Here is a 17,866-nt window from a genome sequence, read left to right on the forward strand (position 1 = left end):
AAAAGCAAAGCCGCAATTCGATAAGAATAAATTGACAAACAAATCGATTAAACGCAAATAATATCGATTAAGTACATTTTTTTAGCTGTTAAATTGAAATTTTCTTACATTTAACTTTGTTTGAATTGTTTTTAGAAGTACTTTCACTTCTCCAAAAAACAGGGAGCGAAAATTGTATTGTTTAAATCATAAATAGCATATAACAATTTTGATTTTCCGTCGTTATGTTGTTGTTTTGTTACAGTAAAAAATGGGAAGGCCGAAAACCAGAAAGAGTAGGCAAAAATTAAAAATTAAAACTCCATATGAAAGCATTTTTACCCACAATCTGCTTGATGTTCTTAACCCTTTTTAGCGCTCAGGCACAAACTGCTCCTGCCGCTAATCCATTTCCATCTATCAGCACATTGACAACTTGGGCGAGCTTAAACTCTCAATCTCAATTTGATATTGCCATTCGTGCGGTTGGATTTAAATTTGAAGTAAAAGAACCGGGTGAAGGCTCAACAGCTTACACTTATATTCGTAAAGTAACGGTAAACGAAGTAAACTATACAGACAGAATTGTTTACAGAATTACAAACAATAATTCAGCAAGTATCATTTCACTGGTAACCGCTTCTACTGATTTAGTAAGCTTATACACACCACAATTGTCAACTTTTAAAAACAACAATTGTAAAACTGAAATGTCTAAAGACAAAAATACAACTTGTACTTGCTACGAAAGTGCCAATTTTGCAATCGATCTTTGTGACGAACGCGTAAAACTGACGATGGGTGACGGAAATAAATATTTTGTTTCGGTAGCTAAAAAATAATACCTGATACTTTCTTTTTTCTAAGTATTAAAAACTATGGGCTGTTTTCCAAATCTTTGCAAATCTTACACATGTTGAGTTTACAAAGATTTGGAACACATTTCTTAGGATTCTCTATCTGTTGGGATTCTTTAATTCATACCAGACTTCCAACTCCCCTTCATACTCAAAGGAATTGACATAACGAAAACCCAATTTTTCTAAAGCCTTTCTTGAGTCTTTATTTCCTTCATCGGCATAAGCATAAAGAGTTTCTGCTTTGATCACATCAAAAGCATAATTTACAAATGCTTTTCCGGCTTCGGTAGCATAACCTTTCCCCCAATGTTTTTCGATGAAACGATATCCTATTTCATAAAAATCTTTATGGTTGTTGATTTCCGTAGTAATAAACTTTATTCCGGACCAGCCCAAAAACTCATTGGTTTCTTTTAAAATTACTGCCCAGCGCCCTGTTCCATAAGCTTCATATTGCCCCTGAATGTGTTTTATCATGGCAACACTTTCCTCAATTTCTTTCACGGGTTTATTTCCCACGAAACGCTGCACGTTGGGATTAGAATCTAATTCAAACATGCCGTCAACATCCGAGAGAAGTAATTCTCTTAAAAGTAGTCGGTCTGTTTCAATTGGGGCTTTCATAAAAATTTAATTTAAAATATAGCGCTGCACTACCTCAGCTACGCCATCGTCATTATTTGAAGCTACGATTACATCTGCCTTGTCCCGCAATTCCGGTGTTACATTGTCTACCCAAACACCAAGTCCGGCATATTCGATCATGGTCAGGTCATTTCCGGCATTTCCAACGGCAATAATCTCACTTTGATGAATGTTTAGCTTTTCGGCTAAAAGTTTTAAACTGGCGGCTTTATCAATTCCGTTTTGCGCTGCTTCCAGGAAAAAAGGCTTTGACATAGCAACACTCAAATGCGGCATTGCTCCTTTCAAATCACTTTCGACTTCTTTCAGATAAGAAGGTTCTGCCAGCAATATACATTTTACGGCAGCTTCCGTCACAGCTTCTTTAAAACTATAGACTTTATTGTGTGATAATCCGGTAATTTCTTTTTCGACCTCGATGTATTCCGAATCGGTTTCACTGATAATTTGACCGTCCAGATACGTAATGACGTGGGTGTTCTTTTTTACACTGTAGTCGTACAATTCATGGATTTGCTCTACCGTTAGCTTTTGTTCAAACAAAATCACATCATCTTTCACCGTGCTAATGATCGCTCCGTTGAACGAAATGATATACGAATTATTCAAATCTAACTCTAATTCCTTAGCATAAGCCGTCATTGCAGATGTAGGTCTGCCGGAAGCCAAAACAACGTACACGCCTTTTGCCTGTGCTTCGAGAAGTACTTTTTTGTTAAGGTCGGAAATTTTATGATCGTCGGTTAACAAGGTATCATCCATGTCAAGCACTAACATTTTATATTGCATATTTTTTATTTTCAGTTCTTGGTCTTAGTGTCCAGTCGCAGTCGCAGTCACAGTGCTTCTTTACATCTCACATTTTGCATTTCACATCTAACATCTAACATCTCACACTTCACAAACAACTACAATTATTAAAGGCTCATTCTAAACTCTTCGATAATCGGATTTGCTTTTGCAAAATCGGTTTCCTGAATAAATACCTCTACTGCCAAATCTGATCCGCCATAACCAGCCATACGGGCCGATTGAATGTTATCTTTCTTTACCGTTTCCAATCCTGCCTCTTCCAATCTTTCCTGTAAAGCAATTGCTAACACTTCACTACCTGAATACACTTTCATTAATCCCATGACATCTTATTTTTATTGTTATTTATTTTTTACTCTAATATTCTTTTTAATTGATTTTGAAAATCACGGTTTTCATTCATACCAATATGCCCCTGCCCTTTTAACAGATAAAGATACCCATTGGATTTTACCATTTTACTCAATCTAACCGAGTTCTCATAAGGAATTAATTGATCTTCCGTTCCATGAAAAATATAAACCGGTACCTTAATTTTCGGCAAATATTCGGAGGTTTCAAAGTGGAATTTCTTCATAAAATTCGGAAAAAAAGGCACTTTCTTACTTGATAATTCTGTAAAACTATAATAAGGCGACTGTAGCATCAACGCTTTTGGCTTATTCTCAGAAGCTAAAATAGTGGCCAAACCGGAGCCTATCGAATAACCTGCAATAATAATGTTACTTTCAGAATATCGCTTGGATAGTCTTTTATAGGCAGCAGATACATCCTTATTTAATTGCTCTTCGTCTTTAATTTCGCCTTCACTCTTACCGAAACTTCTGTAATCTAAAATGAAGATATCATACCCCAATCTGGTATAGATTTTTGCAATTTTTCCCCAAGTTTCAAGTGTTCCTGCATTGCCATGCAGATAGAAAACCAAACCTTTTGAATTTTCAGCCTTAAACAATAATCCATTCAATTGTATGCCATCAAAGGACGTAATGTTTAATTCCTCGAATTTTTGCTGATAGTCGAATTGATACTCTTTAGAGAGCTGTGCGCTCTGAAAAACCATTCCAACCTGATTAAAATAAACATAGGAAATAATAGCCAGATAAATCACAGCGAAAAACACCAGAAGTATAATCGTTAAAAATTTAAAAGTCTTCAATACTTCCATAAAGCCCTTTTAATTATTCTTCCTCTTCAATATCTTCTTCTTCCTCTTCGTCATCAAGTTCCTCTTCATCTTCCATATCAAACACATAAGGCTCCAGCAACATTTTGTCGGCCAAAATTTCGATGCGTTCTGTTAAGGATTCTGCAAAAATAATGCGTTGTGTTTTGGCGATACTGTTTGAAATACGCATGATCTTTGTTTCGTGACGCAATTTCAAAATAGGATCGGCATCGTCCAGAACAAACATTTTCAAACGATTTACATTGTAGCCCGCTGTGGTAAACATGTCGCTCAATTTATTTGGCGTTCCAATCAAAACATCAATCCCAGTAGAGATATAGTTTTTGTCGTAATCCATGTCGCCTTTGTCGTGCACTCCGTAAACTTCAAGCTTGGAATATTTTCCGTATTTTTCAAAAAGCGCTTCCATTTCCAACACCTTGGCCTTGTCCTCTACAAAAATCAACGCACGTGGCGATTCTTCTGTGTGACCTGACAGTTGCTGAATCACATTCAATACAATTGTTGTAGATTTTCCGCTCCCTGCCGGAGAAAGAATGATACAATCAGCCCCGCTTTTAATAGTCGAAAAAGTTTCCTGCTGCAAAACATTTGCTTCTGTTAAACCGTTTTCAATTAGAGCCTCTTGTAACTTCTCGTTTATTTTTTTTAGTTTCATTTTTTTTATGCTTTACGCTTTAAGCCTTAAGCTTCAAGCCAAAATTCATTTTATTTCTTATGCTTACACCAGAAAGCCTATTGCCTTTACTTGCTTGCAAACATTTTAACATCGGTTTCAGAAATTTCGTTTCCTCCCAAGATAATTAATCTTTCGACCACATTTCGAAGTTCACGAATATTTCCTGTCCAATCGTACTCTTGTAGTAACTTGATCGCTTGTGGCGAAAACACTTTTACCGAATTTCCTTGCTCTGAAGCAATTTTCTCTGTAAAGTGAGTAATCAACGCCGGAATATCATCACGTCTTTCGTTCAATGGCGGTACTTTAATTAAAATAACAGCCAGACGATGGTACAAGTCTTCACGAAAACGACCTTCAGCAATTTCAGTCTTTAGATCTTTATTCGTTGCTGCCACAACGCGTACATCCACTTTGATGTCTTTTTCAGCTCCCACTCGGGTAATCATACTTTCCTGTAACGCACGCAACACCTTGGCTTGTGCTGAAAGACTCATATCTCCAATTTCATCTAAGAAGATTGTTCCTTTGTCAGCAGCTTCAAACTTTCCGGCACGGTCTTTCACCGCCGATGTAAAAGCTCCTTTTACGTGACCGAACAATTCACTTTCGATCAGTTCACTCGGAATTGCAGCACAGTTTACTTCGATTAATGGAAAGTTAGAGCGCTCACTTTTTTCGTGCAATTGGTGCGCTACCAACTCTTTCCCTGTTCCATTCGGACCTGTAATCAAAACTCTGGCTTCGGTTTGAGCAACTTTATCAATCATTAATTTGATATGACTAATTGCTTCACTTTCTCCTACCATTTCATAGTTTTTGCTGACCTTTTTCTTTAGGATTTTATTTTCAACCACGAGTTGTTTTTTATCTAAAGCATTACGAACGGTGTTCAGTAATCGGTTTAAATCAGGTGGTTTCGAGATATAATCAAAAGCGCCTAAACGCATCGTATGAATCGCGGTTTCCATATCGCCATGACCGGAGATCATAACCATCGGAATTTCCGGTTTGATTTTTTTTGCTTCTTCTAAAACCTCAACCCCGTCCAATTTTGGCATTTTGATGTCACACAAAACCAAATCGTAATCGTTGTTTTTTATTTTCTCAAGACCCGCCGCACCATCTTCAGCTTCATCTACCTGATACGTATCATTTTCTTCTGATAAAATTTTTACCAAAACTCTTCTGATGGATGCTTCGTCTTCTATAATTAGTATTTTACTCATTCTTTTGAGGTTCTAAGGTTCTGAGTTACTAAGGTTCTAAGTTCTTCTTTTCTGCCTAAACTAAAAGCTTAGCAACTCAGAACCTTAGTATCTTAGCAACTTAAAAAAATTAATATTTAAGCCATTTATACAATTCTTTCCAGGTTGGTTTTTTACCGTACATCAAGATACCTATTCGGTAAATTTTGGCGGCGAACCATACTACAAGGAAAAAGGTAGCAAACAATAATGATACCGAAATTGCAATTTGCCACCACGGCACTCCAAACGGAAGTCGCATTAACATTACAATTGGCGAGGTCAACGGAATCATGGAAAACACAACCGCAATGGTTCCGTGAGGATCATTGACAACGGTGAAAAAACCAATATAAACACTTAAAATAAGCGGCATTAAAATAGGCAATAGAAATTGCTGCGAATCGGTTTGATTATCCACTGCTGCACCGATGGCTGCATAAAAGGAACTGTATAAAAAGTATCCTCCGATGAAATAAATAACAAAACCAATGATAATACTGGCAATAGGCAAATTCCATAATTCGCGTATGTACATTTGAGCTGTTCCCGACATTTCATGCTGGGCCGACTGCATTAATTCAGGTGAAATTCTGGCCGTAGGTCCAACATTTACGCCAAAAAAGGCCGAAGCCGCAAACATCAATCCCAGACCGATGATCGCCCAGATGATAAACTGAAGCAACCCGGCAAGAGAAGTCCCCACGATTTTACCAATCATCAGCTGAAAAGGTTTTACGGAGGAAATAATGATTTCGATAATTCGGTTCGTTTTTTCTTCGATCACACTTCGCATCACCATATTACCGTAAATGATAATAAACATCATGATCAGATATCCAAACGCCCCGCCTATTCCTATTTTTATTTCATTCAATCCTTTTAAGCTTTCCTCTCCGGATGCTTTTACCAAATGTATATTAACTTCAGACTGTGCTTTTTGAATGGCCGTCGTATCCAGTTTCGCCGCCTCAAGATTTACTTTGGTAATTTTTGACGCAATAACACGCTGTGTTTTTTCGATAAAAGAAATACTTGGACTGTTATTGGAAATGAATTCGATTTTACTTTCTAAATCGGATAAATTATTGGTTTTTGGAATTACAATTAAACCGTCATAATTTTCATTAGTGATGCTGTCTTTTAATGCTTTTGTATCAATTTCAGACACATTGAGGTATTTAAACTCGGCTTCTTCCTTATTCTTTTTGACAAAATCCTGGGCAAACAAACCCGTTTCGTCATGAATTGCGATTCTTTTTGTCTCTGCTTTCATAGAGCTCAGATAACCAATAAAACCTGCAATTGCCACAAACAATAACGGACTCAAAAACGTCATGACAACAAAAGACTTATTGCGCACTTTTGCAATAAATTCTCTTTTTATAATTAATGAAATGATGCTCATAAATATTTTAATTTTCAAATTCCAAACTCCAATTTTGATCGCTCTGATATTGGGATATGGGATTTATTTTTTTGGAGTTTAATTTTTGTTTTCGGTAACTGTTTGAATAAAAATATCATTTACACTTGGTATTTTCTCTACAAAATGGGTCACCTGTCCGCGTTGTGTAAGCAAATGCAGCAACTCGTTAGGCGCAGCGTTTCCAATTTGAATATCCAGTTTTAAATCATCATTTAAGGATTTAAAATTAGCAGGCGAAACGGTAAATTTTTGTGTGATATCGTACATCAGACCTTCTACATTATCCGTGAGGATTCCAACTTCAAAACTATTGGTTCTAAACTGGCGTTTTACATCGCTTACCTTACCTTCAATCAGTTTATTCGATTTGTGAATTAAAGCAATATGATCGCAAAGTTCCTCCACACTTTCCATACGGTGTGTCGAAAAAATAATGGTGGCTCCCTGTTCTTTCAATGCCAGAATCTCATCTTTAATGACATTGGCATTGACCGGGTCGAATCCCGAGAAAGGCTCATCAAAAATCAACAATTTAGGCTTGTGCAGCACACAAACGACAAACTGAATTTTTTGGGCCATTCCTTTTGAAAGTTCCTGAATTTTCTTGTTCCACCAGCCCTGAATTCCAAGACGATCAAACCAGTATTCCAGTTGTAATTTTGCCTCGGCTTTAGAGAGTCCTTTCATCTGCGCCAGATACAAACATTGTTCTCCTACTTTCATAGAAGTATACAACCCTCTTTCTTCAGGAAGATAACCAATATGCTGTACATGTTTGGGCTGCAATTTTTCTCCATCCAAAATTACCTCACCGCTATCCGGCAATGTAATTTGATTTATAATTCGGATCAGGGAAGTTTTTCCGGCTCCATTCGGACCTAATAGTCCATAAATACTACCTTTTGGTACATTTAATGAAACTTCGTTAAGCGCTACATAATCACCGTATTGTTTTACGACTTTATGTACTTCGAGTAAGTTGCTCATGCTATAATTAAGATTTTCTGCGTCAGTTTGACCATTGCGGCATTACGAGTGTAAAAGTAAATAAATAGTATCGAAATTTTGTACTATTGATACAAAAAACCCATTCTATGATTTACTATAGAATGGGTTTTGAAATTTATTATTGTTCCATTTTAGAAAAAGCTCTGTTTATGAAAACATATCTTTTACTTTTTCAAAAAATGATTTTTCTGATTTTTCAGGACTCGGAATAAAGTGATCGTCGTTCAATGCATTTTCAAAGAATTGTTTTTGCTCTTTGCTCAGTGTTTTTGGAGTCCATACATTTACATGAACTAACAAATCTCCACTTCCATATCCATTGATACTCGGAATACCTTTTCCTTTTAATCTTAAGATTTTTCCGGATTGAATTCCTTCTTCTAATTTGATGCGAACTTTTCCATTGATTGCTTCGATGTCTTTAGAAACTCCTAAAACAGCTTCCGGGAAACTGATGTATAAATCATAATGAATGTTCTCACCTTCACGTTTCAGAAACTCGTGCTCTAATTCTTCAATAGCTACAATTAAATCACCAGGAATACTATTTCCGGGAGCATCATTTCCTTTATTAGAAACTTTCAACTGCATTCCATCTACAACTCCCGCAGGAATTTTGATGGAAACGGTTTCGTCTTCTAAAATCATTCCCTGTGCATCCGCTTCAGCTGGTCTTTTATCTAAAATCTGGCCAGACCCGCCACAAGTAGGACAAGTTGACGCAGACTGCATTCTTCCTAAAATAGTGTTGGTTACACGCATTACCTGTCCCTGACCGTTACAAGTCGAACACGTTTTGTAGGTAACTCCTTTAGCCTGAACTTTACGTTTTACTTTTACTTTTTTCTCAACACCATTTGCAATTTCTTCTAAAGTCAATTTTACTTTAATTCGAAGATTGCTTCCTTTAGCACGACGAGGGCCACCGCCTCCGCCTCCGCCGAAACCACCAAATCCACCGCCAAAAATATCACCAAACTGGCTGAAAATGTCATCCATATTCATACCACCGTGACCACCGCCAAATCCGCCAGAACCATCAAAAGCCTGATGTCCGTACTGATCGTATTTCGCTTTTTTGTTAGGATCGCTTAGTACTTCATAAGCTTCTGCCGCTAATTTAAAGTTTTCCTCTGCCTCTTTGTCGCCCGGGTTTTTGTCCGGATGATATTTCAATGCACTTTTTCTATAAGCTTTTTTAATTTCGGCAGCATCCGCATTTTTTGAAATGCCTAGTATTTCGTAAAAATCTTTTTTCATAATTTAGGTTAAATTGCTTCGCCAGTTCGCTAGCGCTTGTGTCCAAATTTAAAATTCCGAATTCCAATACTTTAAAAATTGACTTTCAGAATATGTCATTTGCTCTTTTTAGTTTCCGATCACAACTTTAGGGAAACGGATAATTTTGTCTCCTAATTTGTATCCTTTTTCAATAACATCAACAATTTTCCCTTTTAATTTCTCAGACGGAGCCGGAATTTGGGTAATTGCCTCAGCAAAATCAGCATTAAAAGCATCACCTGCTCTTACTTCAACTTGCTCTAAACCTTTAGAAACTAAAGTGCTTTTTAATTTTTCGTGAATCAACTCAACCCCTTTTGTCAAGGTTTCATCTTCCGATTTGTTGATTTCTACTATCGCTCTGTCAAAATCATCTAAAACTGGCAGCATCGCCAATAAAACCTCCTGGTTTGCCGTTTTAAACAAGTCGATACGCTCTTTTGAAGTTCTTTTTTTGTAATTTTCGAATTCGGCAAATAGTCTCAAAAACTTATCTTTTTCTTTTGCCAAGTCTTGAGCCAATTGCTCTTCAACACTTAATTCTTCAACAATTAACTGCTCACCGTTGGCATTGTTCTCTAACGTTACATCATCTAATTCCTGATCGAATTCTGTATTTTCAGTAGTCATATTACTTTTATTTTTAAAAATATTCTTAAACTTCATTTTTTATTCTTTCTTTTGGATTGCAAAAGTACTGCCAAATCTTTCAAAATGTCAAATTGTCACTTTATTAAAACTGAGCCGTTTAAAAACTAAAAACAGCTTTTTAAAATTTAGTATAATTTTAAGACTATCACGATATCCTTTATAGTATATTTGAGATACAATTGAAAACTAAATTATTACCTATCAAAATTGAATTTAAGGGTTGGCCTCGGCTTCATAAATAATTATTAATTCAAATTTACCTTATATTAAAAAAAGCTTCGCCTAATTTGAGACGAAGCTTTTTTTTATGTTGCTTTTTTACCTTGTAACTCCTCGAAAGTCTTTGATAAGTTTAATAACGGTTGTTATTTTTTATTGCACGGGCGGAGGGATTCGAACCCCCATCAACGGTTTTGGAGACCGCTATTCTACCCTTGAACTACGCCCGTAACTTAGAGCGGCAAATTAAAAGTATTTTTTCTTCCCAAGCAATTATTTCAGGCAGATTTTAAAAAAGATTTTGGCCAAATACCGCCGATTTGCTTAATACTAACCCTGCTTTGATCTGTAAAACCCACATGAAACAAAAACCTAAATAATCCTTTTAATCTGTGGCAAAACACTTTACCCTCAATTATGCCAGTAAAGCATTTTTCAGTCCATCAAAATCAACAGTAACCTGCTCGCCTGTCACTAAATTTTTAAGTGCATACGATTTTGTAGCAATTTCCTGATCTCCCGCAATAACTGCGAACGGAATTAAACGCTTATCGGCATACTGAAACTGTTTCCCGACTTTTACATTGTCCGGATAAAGCTCTACTTTTATGTTTTCCTGTCTTAATTTCTGAATAGCCTGCGAAGCATACAACGCTTCAGCATCTCCGTAGTTAATGAACAGTGCTTTTGAAGTTGCCGAAACAGTTTCCGGGAACAACTGCAATTCTTCTAAAACCAGATAAATACGATCCAATCCAAAAGAAATACCAACACCACTCATATTTTTCAATCCGAAAATACCCGTCAAATCGTCGTATCTTCCACCACCTCCGATAGAACCCATCGCAACCGATTTTGGAGCTGCAACTTCAAAAATTGCTCCGGTATAATAATTCAATCCACGGGCAAGCGTCACATCCAAATCTAAAGTAGCTGTTGACAACCCTAAAGTTGCCACATTGTCACAAATAAATTGAAGCTCCTCCACTCCTTTCATTCCTTCTTCTGATGCTGCTAATAAATCGGAAAGCTGCTTGATTTTATCCGCGAAGGTTCCTGTAAAACTAAACAGCGGCTGAACTTTCACCAATGCTTCTTCAGAAATACCATTTTCGATCATTTCTTTTTTCACACCATCTTCCCCGATCTTATCCAATTTATCCAGTGCCACCGTAAAATCGATTAACTTATCCGAAGCTCCAATCACTTCTGCGATACCCGATAATATTTTTCTGTTGTTGATCTTGATGGTAACTCCTTCTAAACCTAAAGCGGTAAAAACGGTATCGTACAACTGCACCAATTCTACTTCCTGCCACAACGATTTTGATCCTACCACATCGGCATCACATTGAAAAAACTCTCTGAAACGTCCTTTTTGCGGACGATCAGCCCTCCATACCGGCTGAATCTGATATCTTTTAAAAGGAAACTCAATTTCATTTTGGTGCTGCACCACGTATCTCGCAAACGGAACGGTTAAATCGTAACGCAATGCTTTTTCGGAGATTTGTTTGGTAAAAGAATTCAATTCGATTCTTTCTGCAATGGTAATTTTATCTGCAGAAGAAGCCTGAAGCTGCTCCATCGATTTTGGCAATTCTATTTTACTTTTGTTATAGAAAAAGTTCCCTGAATTTAATATTTTAAAAATCAAACGATCGCCTTCTTCTCCGTACTTCCCCATCAAAGTATCTGAGTTTTCAAAAGAAGGGGTTTCGATCGGCTGAAAGCCAAATTTTTCAAAATTATTTTTTATAACCTGAATGATATATTGACGTTTTGACACCTCTGCAGGCGAAAAATCTCTTGTTCCTTGCGGTATGCTTGGTTTTGAAGCCATTTTTTTGATTTTAGATTTTAGATCTTAGATTTTAGATTTCTTCTGAAACTTAAATTCGCAAACCTTTAAAATTATTTTATTTCTATATTTTTAGATTATCGAATCATTAGTCTTTCGACTTAATTAAGTCTGCAAATATCTCACTTTTTAAAATAAATAATAACAGTTCGAAAACAAACTTGTAACAAAAAACGTATTTTCGTGACAAATTGGTCATGATGCTAAAATTATTTAAAGAAAATATCCGAATTGCTTTTGGTTCGATCAAAACTCAATTGTTACGAACTATTCTTACAGTAGTTATTATTGCTATCGGAATTACCGCTTTGGTGGGAATCCTGACCGTAGTTACAGCACTTGAAAATACGGTCTCTACCAACTTTGCTTCGATGGGAGCTAACACCTTTAACATCAATCAGTACGAAAACACCGTTAAAAATCGTGGCGGAAATGAGCGCGAAATCGTCAACCCTATTATTTCTTACCCGGAAGCGGTAGCCTTCAAAAATAAATTCAAATACCCTTTTACAGAAACATCCCTCTCTTTTACGGCGACCTCCAAAGCCGAAGTAAAATACTTAGATCAAAAAACCGATCCCGAAATTACTATACTTGGAGTTGATGAGCACTATATCTCAAACTCGGGTTTAGAAACAACTTCAGGCCGTTCTTTCAATCAATTTGATATTGACAACAATACTTATTCCTGCGTCGTGGGTTCTGATTTTGAAAAAGGTTTACTAAAAGATGTCAACCCAATTGATAAAATCATTTCGATACGAGGGGCACGTTTTAAAGTTATTGGTGTTTTAAAAGAAAAAGGTTCCACTTTTGGAAACAGTCAGGATTTAAGAGTATTAATTCCAATTCAGGTAGCACGTTCTTTATTTACAGCACCAAAAATCAACTACACCATTAGTGTTATGGTTTCTAAAAAAGAACTTTTGGATGAAGCTGTAGACAATGCCACAAGTACCATGCGTAGGGTTCGCAAATTGAGTCCGGTTCGCGAAAGCAATTTTGGTATTGGCCGAAGCGATGATTTAATTAACCGAATTCTGGGAATTACCAAATATTTAGGCTGGGCCTCCTGGATCATCAGCATCATCACCATCTTAGGATCGTCGATTGCTCTGATGAACATTATGATCGTTTCGGTTACAGAACGAACCCGTGAAATTGGTGTCCGCAAAGCTTTAGGCGCGACTAAAATCACTATTTCGGTACAGTTTTTTATCGAAACCTTATTAATTGGTCAGATTGGCGGTCTGGTCGGAATTGTACTGGGAATCCTTGTAGGTTTTGGTTTTGCCGCCGCAATGAATTTTGCTTTTGTAATTCCATGGATGGCCATTTTTGCCGCTTTTGGTACCAGTTTCATGGTTGCTATTGTCTCTGGTTTGTATCCGGCAATAAAAGCTTCACAACTGGATCCTATTGAGGCTTTGCGCTACGAATAGGTTTTTAGTATGCAGTCGCAGTTTACAGTCGCAGTCTCAGTATTCAGTCAAACAACTAACTGCAAACTGAGACTGAGACTGAGACTGAAAACTCAAACAACCCCTTTCATCATCCGGTCGTTATCATAAATATCTCTTCGCAATTCAATATTCCTGAAATCCATTTTTTCGAGTAAATCTGTCATTTCTGTACCTAAGTACTGATTGATTTCAAAATACAATTGTCCGTTTTGCAAAAGGTTTTTCTTGGCCAATTCGGCAATTTTTCTGTAAAAAATCAAAGCATCGTTGTCCTCTACAAAAAGAGCCAAGTGCGGCTCATAATCCAAAACATTCTTTTTGATTTCTTCTTTTTCTAAATTTCGGACATAAGGCGGATTCGAAACAATGATATCAAAATCATGCTTTAAGGCTTCTGTTTCTAAAATATTCTGAAGCATAAAAGTAACTTCTACTTTATTTTGAATGGCATTTCTTTTGGCCGTTTCTATCGCTTTTTTGGAAACATCAATCGCATAAACTTCCGCGTTAGGAATGTTTTTTGCCAGTGAAATAGCAATACAGCCACTCCCTGTTCCAATATCGAGAATTTTTATTTTTTTTGTTTTGTCCTTTCCTGAATTCTCATTAATAATCCACTCTACCAGTTCTTCTGTCTCCGGACGAGGAATTAAAACATGTGCGTTGACTTCGAAGTCCAAACCATAAAAATTAGTTTTACCTAATAAATACTGAATCGGAACTTCTTTCTTTAACTGCAGTAATAAAAAATTCCATACTACAAAATCATCTTCTGTAAAAGCCAATTCATGATTTAATGCCAGATCAATTTGTCGCAATTGGTGCTTGTCTTCTAAAATTAAATAGAAAAAACTCTCCGCTTCGTAGGCATCGTAAAAAGGTGACAATTCTTTAATGAACTGAGTCCGATATTGTTTGATTTTCATTTTAGGTATTTGAACATTATTCTTTAGATAGGGGCAACGGTATTACAAGGTAAGTATTGTAATGCAAATTCACTACAACATTATCCTATAATTTTTTTAACATCCAGACAGGACAGGAACAGTGACCGGTATTGCCCAAAGGCGCCTCTAAATATTCAAAACCTGATTTTACATATAACTTTTGCGCGGCATGCATAAAAGGCATTGTTTCGATATAACATTTTTCAAAACCAAAAATCCTTGCCTGTTCCAAACATTTTTCCATCATTTTACTTCCAATTCCCAAACCACGCGTTTTTGGTAAAAAATACATCTTCTGTAACTCACAAATCTCAGGAGCACCATTTTCTAAGGGCGCAATTCCACAGCAGCCAATAATTTCGCCGTCTTTTTCCACTACAAAATAAACCGACTTCGGCTTATTGTACTCTTCAAACATTAAGTCTAAATACGGGTCTTCATAAGCCGTTCCTACTTTAGGTATTTCCATTTCATCAAAAACCGAGCGTATTAAATGTGCAACTGCCTGATTGTCTTCTTTTTTAATGGCTCTGATCGTCCAATTTTCCATATTTTCTTATTCCTTTAATGTCTATACAAAAGTAAAAATAGTTTTTCGATAGTTTCTTAACCGACCTAAAACTATCCGGACTAAACTCAAAAATAACTACTTTTGTATCGTGAATATACATGAAAAATACATAAAACGTTGCATCGAGTTGGCTCAAAATGGTTTTGGCAACACTTACCCAAATCCTATGGTAGGAAGTGTAATCGTTTACGACAATCAGATTATCGGAGAGGGCTGGCATAAAAAAGCAGGAGAACCGCATGCGGAAGTCAATGCCGTTCGTTCGGTAAAAGACAAATCGTTGTTAAGCAAAGCTACCATTTATGTTAGTTTAGAACCTTGCAGTCATTTTGGAAAAACACCTCCGTGCAGCGACTTAATTATTGAGCATAAAATTCCACATGTTGTTGTCGGGACTGTTGATCCTAATGAAAAAGTGGCAGGAAACGGCATTAAAAAGTTAATTGCTGCAGGAATCACTGTTACGGTTGGAGTTTTAGAAAAAGAATGTCACGAACTCAACAAGCGTTTTTTTACTTTTCATCAGAAAAAGAGACCTTACATCATCCTAAAATGGGCCGAAAGTCAGGACGGATTTCTGTCTCCTGAAAAACAGGAAAATGCGAAACGAAAACCCATTTGGATCACCAATCCCTATTCCAGACAATTGGTTCACAAATGGAGAAGCGAAGAGCAAGCAATTCTGGTTGGAACACAGACCGTGATAGATGACAATCCGAAATTAAACACCCGGGACTGGTCAGGAAATCATCCGGTGCGAGTTATTCTGGACCAACACAATCGCATTTCAAAAGAGAGTTTTGTTTTTGACGGGAGCGTAAAAACCATTGTATTTACAAAATCCGAAACCGGCTTTTCGGCAGAAAACACTACCTTTACAGTAATCGATTTTAGCAGCAATATGCTACCGCAGATTTTAGCTGTTTTACATCAAAATCAAATTCAGTCTGTTATTATCGAAGGAGGCGCTCAAACTTTACAGTCTTTTATCGATCAGAATATTTGGGACGAAGCCCGAATTTTTATCGGACAAGCTATTTTTAAAAATGGAACTAAAGCACCACTGATTCGAAAAGAAAACCTAACGAAAATTAATATTCTCAGCGACGAATTATTAAATATTAGAAATCATGATTGATACTATCATTTTTGACTTTGGAGATATTTTTATCAATTTAGACAAACAAGCCACTATATCGGGATTGCAAAAATTAGGATTAACAGAATGGACTGCCGAACTGGACCGTCTGAATCTTTTGTTTGAAACCGGAGACATTACGCGTGATGCTTTTCTGGCAGGCTTTCAGAAAGAGCTTCCAAATGCCTCCATCGACGAAATTCTGGAAGCATGGAATACCATTCTAGCCGATTTTCCTTTGTACCGACTGGAGTTTTTGCAACTGCTTTCTCAAAAATACCGCTTGTTTCTATTGAGCAATACGGATGCTATTCATATCGAAACTTTCGAAAACAAAACCGGCATTTCGTTTTACAGCGATTTTTATCAGTGTTTTGAAAAGGTTTATTTTTCGTTTGAAATTGGAATGCGAAAACCAAATGCTGAAGTTTTTCAGTACCTGATCAACAAACACGAATTATCACCCAAGAGAACTTTGTTTGTAGACGATAAAAAAGAAAACACAGATTCGGCAGCAGCCCTGGGCTTTCATGTCTGGAATTTACAAGTTGGACAGGAAGATGTTGTTGATTTATTTGACAAACAAATACTTTAGCTGTTATTTTTGCCACAGCTTAAAAAATCAAACTCAATTTGGAAATTAACGATACGTACCAAACCATTGCTTTTGAATCTGAAGAAATGCTTTTGAAAGAAAAAGGCAGTAAGTTCTTTGGCTACGCTTTTCCCATAGAAAGCGAAGAGGAAGTAAAACCTATTATCGACAACTTAAAAAAACAGCATCCCCATGCCGTACACTTTTGTTATGCGTATCAATTAGGGACGGCACCAAAAATTTCGTATCGCGCCAATGACGACGGAGAACCCGGCAACACAGCTGGCGCACCAATTTACGGACAGATACAATCTTTTGGCGTAACCAACGTTTTAGTTGTAGTGGTTCGCATTTTTGGAGGAATTAAATTAGGTGTTGGCGGCTTAATCAGTGCTTACAAAACCACGGCACAAATGACGCTTGAAGTATGTGAGATCATTGAAAAGACAATTGATGTTCAATTTTTAATCTCTTTTGATTACAAAAATATGAACAAAGTAATGCGGGTTATAAAGGAGAAAAAACTGGAAATTACGGCTCAGGAAATGGAAATTAACGAAGATACAGGGCTCCCTATTGGCAAAATAACGACTAAAACGCGCAAAAAAAATGCCGAATCAGTATTCGACATTTTTGATTTAATGTTTGAAATCGATATAAAAATTATATAATTTGACAGTAAAAGGCATCACATTTTAACAATTATACCAGTGTTTTAAATAATTCTAAAATGTAATCTGGAGGTGCTGTAGGACGACCCGTTTTTAACGAAATAAATACTAAAATAAACACAGCAGTTGTTAATAACTCATCTGCTTCGTTATAGATTGCGCAATCAAATTCAATCTTGACAGACGACTGACTTTTGAAAGCTGTATGAATTGTAAGAAGCTCATCATAACGCGCTGATTTTTTATAATTTATTTGCATCGAAACAATCGGCAGTCCAATACCACTTTCTTCCATGCTTTTATATGAAATCCCTTTATTTCTAAGCCATTCCACGCGTCCGATCTCAAAATAGGGTACATAATTTCCGTGATAAACAACGCCCATTTGATCGGTTTCCGAGTAACGAACACGCACTTGCGTTTGATGATTTTTCATTATTTTCAGATTAAAAAAAATTAAGTTTAAAAAGTTTACTTACAACTTTTTTTTATAAAATTAGAGTTCAAAATATTTTTTTTTACAGAAATTTGTTCACATATTTGTTATCCCGAAATACGGAATAAAATTGCTCCTTTTTTATTAGGAGAATCTTTATCAATAATAAGAAAATTTATTTGAA

19 protein-coding genes and 1 tRNA gene are annotated in these 17,866 nt (G+C 36.5%); 5 read left to right on the forward strand and 15 right to left on the reverse strand.

Features of this window, described 5'->3' with window-relative positions:
* Window positions 1-305 precede the first annotated feature (305 nt).
* Complete coding sequence (locus OLM61_RS03005) at window positions 306-821, forward strand: hypothetical protein (protein ID WP_264525040.1); 516 nt, start codon at window positions 306-308, stop codon at window positions 819-821.
* Between the two features lie 114 nt (window positions 822-935).
* Here the strand turns inward: OLM61_RS03005 and OLM61_RS03010 are convergent, their stop codons facing one another.
* The 12 genes from OLM61_RS03010 to hisS form a co-directional block, all read right to left on the reverse strand.
* Entirely contained in the window at window positions 936-1,463 is a 528-nt protein-coding gene (locus OLM61_RS03010; protein ID WP_264525041.1) for a GNAT family N-acetyltransferase, read from the reverse strand.
* Window positions 1,464-1,469: 6 nt separating this feature from the next.
* Window positions 1,470-2,273 (reverse strand): Cof-type HAD-IIB family hydrolase, encoded by an 804-nt coding sequence (locus OLM61_RS03015; RefSeq protein ID WP_264525042.1) that lies wholly within the window; start codon window positions 2,271-2,273, stop codon window positions 1,470-1,472.
* Window positions 2,274-2,401: 128 nt separating this feature from the next.
* The gene (locus OLM61_RS03020; protein WP_173966174.1) at window positions 2,402-2,620 is read right to left on the reverse strand and encodes a putative signal transducing protein; all 219 of its coding nucleotides are present in this window, start codon (window positions 2,618-2,620) and stop codon (window positions 2,402-2,404) included.
* Window positions 2,621-2,649: 29 nt separating this feature from the next.
* A complete protein-coding gene (locus OLM61_RS03025) occupies window positions 2,650-3,465 on the reverse strand; it encodes an alpha/beta hydrolase (protein WP_264525043.1) in 816 nt (271 codons plus the stop codon).
* Window positions 3,466-3,478: 13 nt separating this feature from the next.
* Window positions 3,479-4,144, reverse strand: coding sequence for a DEAD/DEAH box helicase (locus OLM61_RS03030; protein WP_264525044.1), 666 nt, complete (start codon window positions 4,142-4,144; stop codon window positions 3,479-3,481).
* An 86-nt stretch (window positions 4,145-4,230) separates the two neighbouring features.
* Window positions 4,231-5,394 (reverse strand): sigma-54-dependent transcriptional regulator, encoded by a 1,164-nt coding sequence (locus OLM61_RS03035; protein WP_264525045.1) that lies wholly within the window; start codon window positions 5,392-5,394, stop codon window positions 4,231-4,233.
* A gap of 109 nt (window positions 5,395-5,503) precedes the next feature.
* Window positions 5,504-6,820 carry an ABC transporter permease gene (locus OLM61_RS03040; protein WP_264525046.1) on the reverse strand — a complete coding sequence of 439 codons (1,317 nt, stop codon included), beginning with the start codon at window positions 6,818-6,820 and terminating at the stop codon, window positions 5,504-5,506.
* 78 nt (window positions 6,821-6,898) lie between these two features.
* A complete protein-coding gene (locus tag OLM61_RS03045; protein ID WP_264525047.1) occupies window positions 6,899-7,828 on the reverse strand; it encodes an ABC transporter ATP-binding protein in 930 nt (309 codons plus the stop codon).
* A gap of 168 nt (window positions 7,829-7,996) precedes the next feature.
* Window positions 7,997-9,109, reverse strand: a complete 1,113-nt coding sequence (gene dnaJ, locus OLM61_RS03050; protein ID WP_264525048.1) for a molecular chaperone DnaJ — start codon at window positions 9,107-9,109, stop codon at window positions 7,997-7,999.
* Window positions 9,110-9,217: 108 nt separating this feature from the next.
* The gene (locus tag OLM61_RS03055; protein ID WP_264525049.1) at window positions 9,218-9,796 is read right to left on the reverse strand and encodes a nucleotide exchange factor GrpE; all 579 of its coding nucleotides are present in this window, start codon (window positions 9,794-9,796) and stop codon (window positions 9,218-9,220) included.
* A gap of 363 nt (window positions 9,797-10,159) precedes the next feature.
* Window positions 10,160-10,230 (reverse strand) — tRNA-Trp (locus OLM61_RS03060).
* Between the two features lie 185 nt (window positions 10,231-10,415).
* The gene (gene hisS, locus OLM61_RS03065) at window positions 10,416-11,843 is read right to left on the reverse strand and encodes a histidine--tRNA ligase (protein WP_264525050.1); all 1,428 of its coding nucleotides are present in this window, start codon (window positions 11,841-11,843) and stop codon (window positions 10,416-10,418) included.
* A gap of 215 nt (window positions 11,844-12,058) precedes the next feature.
* On the opposite strand from hisS, the gene OLM61_RS03070 reads away from it, so the two are divergent.
* The gene (locus tag OLM61_RS03070) at window positions 12,059-13,303 is read left to right on the forward strand and encodes an ABC transporter permease (RefSeq protein WP_264525051.1); all 1,245 of its coding nucleotides are present in this window, start codon (window positions 12,059-12,061) and stop codon (window positions 13,301-13,303) included.
* 92 nt (window positions 13,304-13,395) lie between these two features.
* Here the strand turns inward: OLM61_RS03070 and prmC are convergent, their stop codons facing one another.
* Window positions 13,396-14,250 carry a peptide chain release factor N(5)-glutamine methyltransferase gene (gene prmC, locus OLM61_RS03075; protein WP_264525052.1) on the reverse strand — a complete coding sequence of 285 codons (855 nt, stop codon included), beginning with the start codon at window positions 14,248-14,250 and terminating at the stop codon, window positions 13,396-13,398.
* Between the two features lie 85 nt (window positions 14,251-14,335).
* Window positions 14,336-14,821 (reverse strand): GNAT family N-acetyltransferase, encoded by a 486-nt coding sequence (locus OLM61_RS03080; protein WP_264525053.1) that lies wholly within the window; start codon window positions 14,819-14,821, stop codon window positions 14,336-14,338.
* Window positions 14,822-14,930: 109 nt separating this feature from the next.
* On the opposite strand from OLM61_RS03080, the gene ribD reads away from it, so the two are divergent.
* The 3 genes from ribD to OLM61_RS03095 are packed head-to-tail and all read left to right on the forward strand — an operon-like array spanning window position 14,931 to window position 17,246.
* A complete protein-coding gene (ribD, locus tag OLM61_RS03085; RefSeq protein WP_264525054.1) occupies window positions 14,931-15,980 on the forward strand; it encodes a bifunctional diaminohydroxyphosphoribosylaminopyrimidine deaminase/5-amino-6-(5-phosphoribosylamino)uracil reductase RibD in 1,050 nt (349 codons plus the stop codon).
* The gene (locus OLM61_RS03090) at window positions 15,973-16,575 is read left to right on the forward strand and encodes an HAD family hydrolase (protein WP_264525055.1); all 603 of its coding nucleotides are present in this window, start codon (window positions 15,973-15,975) and stop codon (window positions 16,573-16,575) included. The genes ribD and OLM61_RS03090 overlap by 8 nt, the downstream gene beginning before the upstream one ends.
* Window positions 16,576-16,613: 38 nt before the next feature.
* Window positions 16,614-17,246, forward strand: a complete 633-nt coding sequence (locus OLM61_RS03095; protein ID WP_264525056.1) for an IMPACT family protein — start codon at window positions 16,614-16,616, stop codon at window positions 17,244-17,246.
* A 31-nt stretch (window positions 17,247-17,277) separates the two neighbouring features.
* Here OLM61_RS03095 and OLM61_RS03100 read toward each other — a convergent pair whose 3' ends face one another.
* Window positions 17,278-17,682 carry an acyl-CoA thioesterase gene (locus tag OLM61_RS03100; protein ID WP_070907522.1) on the reverse strand — a complete coding sequence of 135 codons (405 nt, stop codon included), beginning with the start codon at window positions 17,680-17,682 and terminating at the stop codon, window positions 17,278-17,280.
* Window positions 17,683-17,866 lie beyond the last annotated feature (184 nt).

The sequence above is a fragment of the Flavobacterium sp. N502536 genome (assembly GCF_025947345.1).
GTDB lineage: Bacteria > Bacteroidota > Bacteroidia > Flavobacteriales > Flavobacteriaceae > Flavobacterium.

What these genes read in the sequence shown, in the direction of transcription:
- OLM61_RS03005 (WP_264525040.1), top strand. Translation starts at nt 306, where the DNA reads ATGAAAGCATTTTTACCCACAATCTGCTTGATGTTCTTAACCCTTTTT.
- OLM61_RS03010 (WP_264525041.1), bottom strand. Translation starts at nt 1,463, where the DNA reads ATGAAAGCCCCAATTGAAACAGACCGACTACTTTTAAGAGAATTACTT.
- OLM61_RS03015 (WP_264525042.1), bottom strand. Translation starts at nt 2,273, where the DNA reads ATGCAATATAAAATGTTAGTGCTTGACATGGATGATACCTTGTTAACC.
- OLM61_RS03020 (WP_173966174.1), bottom strand. Translation starts at nt 2,620, where the DNA reads ATGGGATTAATGAAAGTGTATTCAGGTAGTGAAGTGTTAGCAATTGCT.
- OLM61_RS03025 (WP_264525043.1), bottom strand. Translation starts at nt 3,465, where the DNA reads ATGGAAGTATTGAAGACTTTTAAATTTTTAACGATTATACTTCTGGTG.
- OLM61_RS03030 (WP_264525044.1), bottom strand. Translation starts at nt 4,144, where the DNA reads ATGAAACTAAAAAAAATAAACGAGAAGTTACAAGAGGCTCTAATTGAA.
- OLM61_RS03035 (WP_264525045.1), bottom strand. Translation starts at nt 5,394, where the DNA reads ATGAGTAAAATACTAATTATAGAAGACGAAGCATCCATCAGAAGAGTT.
- OLM61_RS03040 (WP_264525046.1), bottom strand. Translation starts at nt 6,820, where the DNA reads ATGAGCATCATTTCATTAATTATAAAAAGAGAATTTATTGCAAAAGTG.
- OLM61_RS03045 (WP_264525047.1), bottom strand. Translation starts at nt 7,828, where the DNA reads ATGAGCAACTTACTCGAAGTACATAAAGTCGTAAAACAATACGGTGAT.
- dnaJ (WP_264525048.1), bottom strand. Translation starts at nt 9,109, where the DNA reads ATGAAAAAAGATTTTTACGAAATACTAGGCATTTCAAAAAATGCGGAT.
- OLM61_RS03055 (WP_264525049.1), bottom strand. Translation starts at nt 9,796, where the DNA reads ATGAAGTTTAAGAATATTTTTAAAAATAAAAGTAATATGACTACTGAA.
- hisS (WP_264525050.1), bottom strand. Translation starts at nt 11,843, where the DNA reads ATGGCTTCAAAACCAAGCATACCGCAAGGAACAAGAGATTTTTCGCCT.
- OLM61_RS03070 (WP_264525051.1), top strand. Translation starts at nt 12,059, where the DNA reads ATGATGCTAAAATTATTTAAAGAAAATATCCGAATTGCTTTTGGTTCG.
- prmC (WP_264525052.1), bottom strand. Translation starts at nt 14,250, where the DNA reads ATGAAAATCAAACAATATCGGACTCAGTTCATTAAAGAATTGTCACCT.
- OLM61_RS03080 (WP_264525053.1), bottom strand. Translation starts at nt 14,821, where the DNA reads ATGGAAAATTGGACGATCAGAGCCATTAAAAAAGAAGACAATCAGGCA.
- OLM61_RS03090 (WP_264525055.1), top strand. Translation starts at nt 15,973, where the DNA reads ATGATTGATACTATCATTTTTGACTTTGGAGATATTTTTATCAATTTA.
- OLM61_RS03100 (WP_070907522.1), bottom strand. Translation starts at nt 17,682, where the DNA reads ATGAAAAATCATCAAACGCAAGTGCGTGTTCGTTACTCGGAAACCGAT.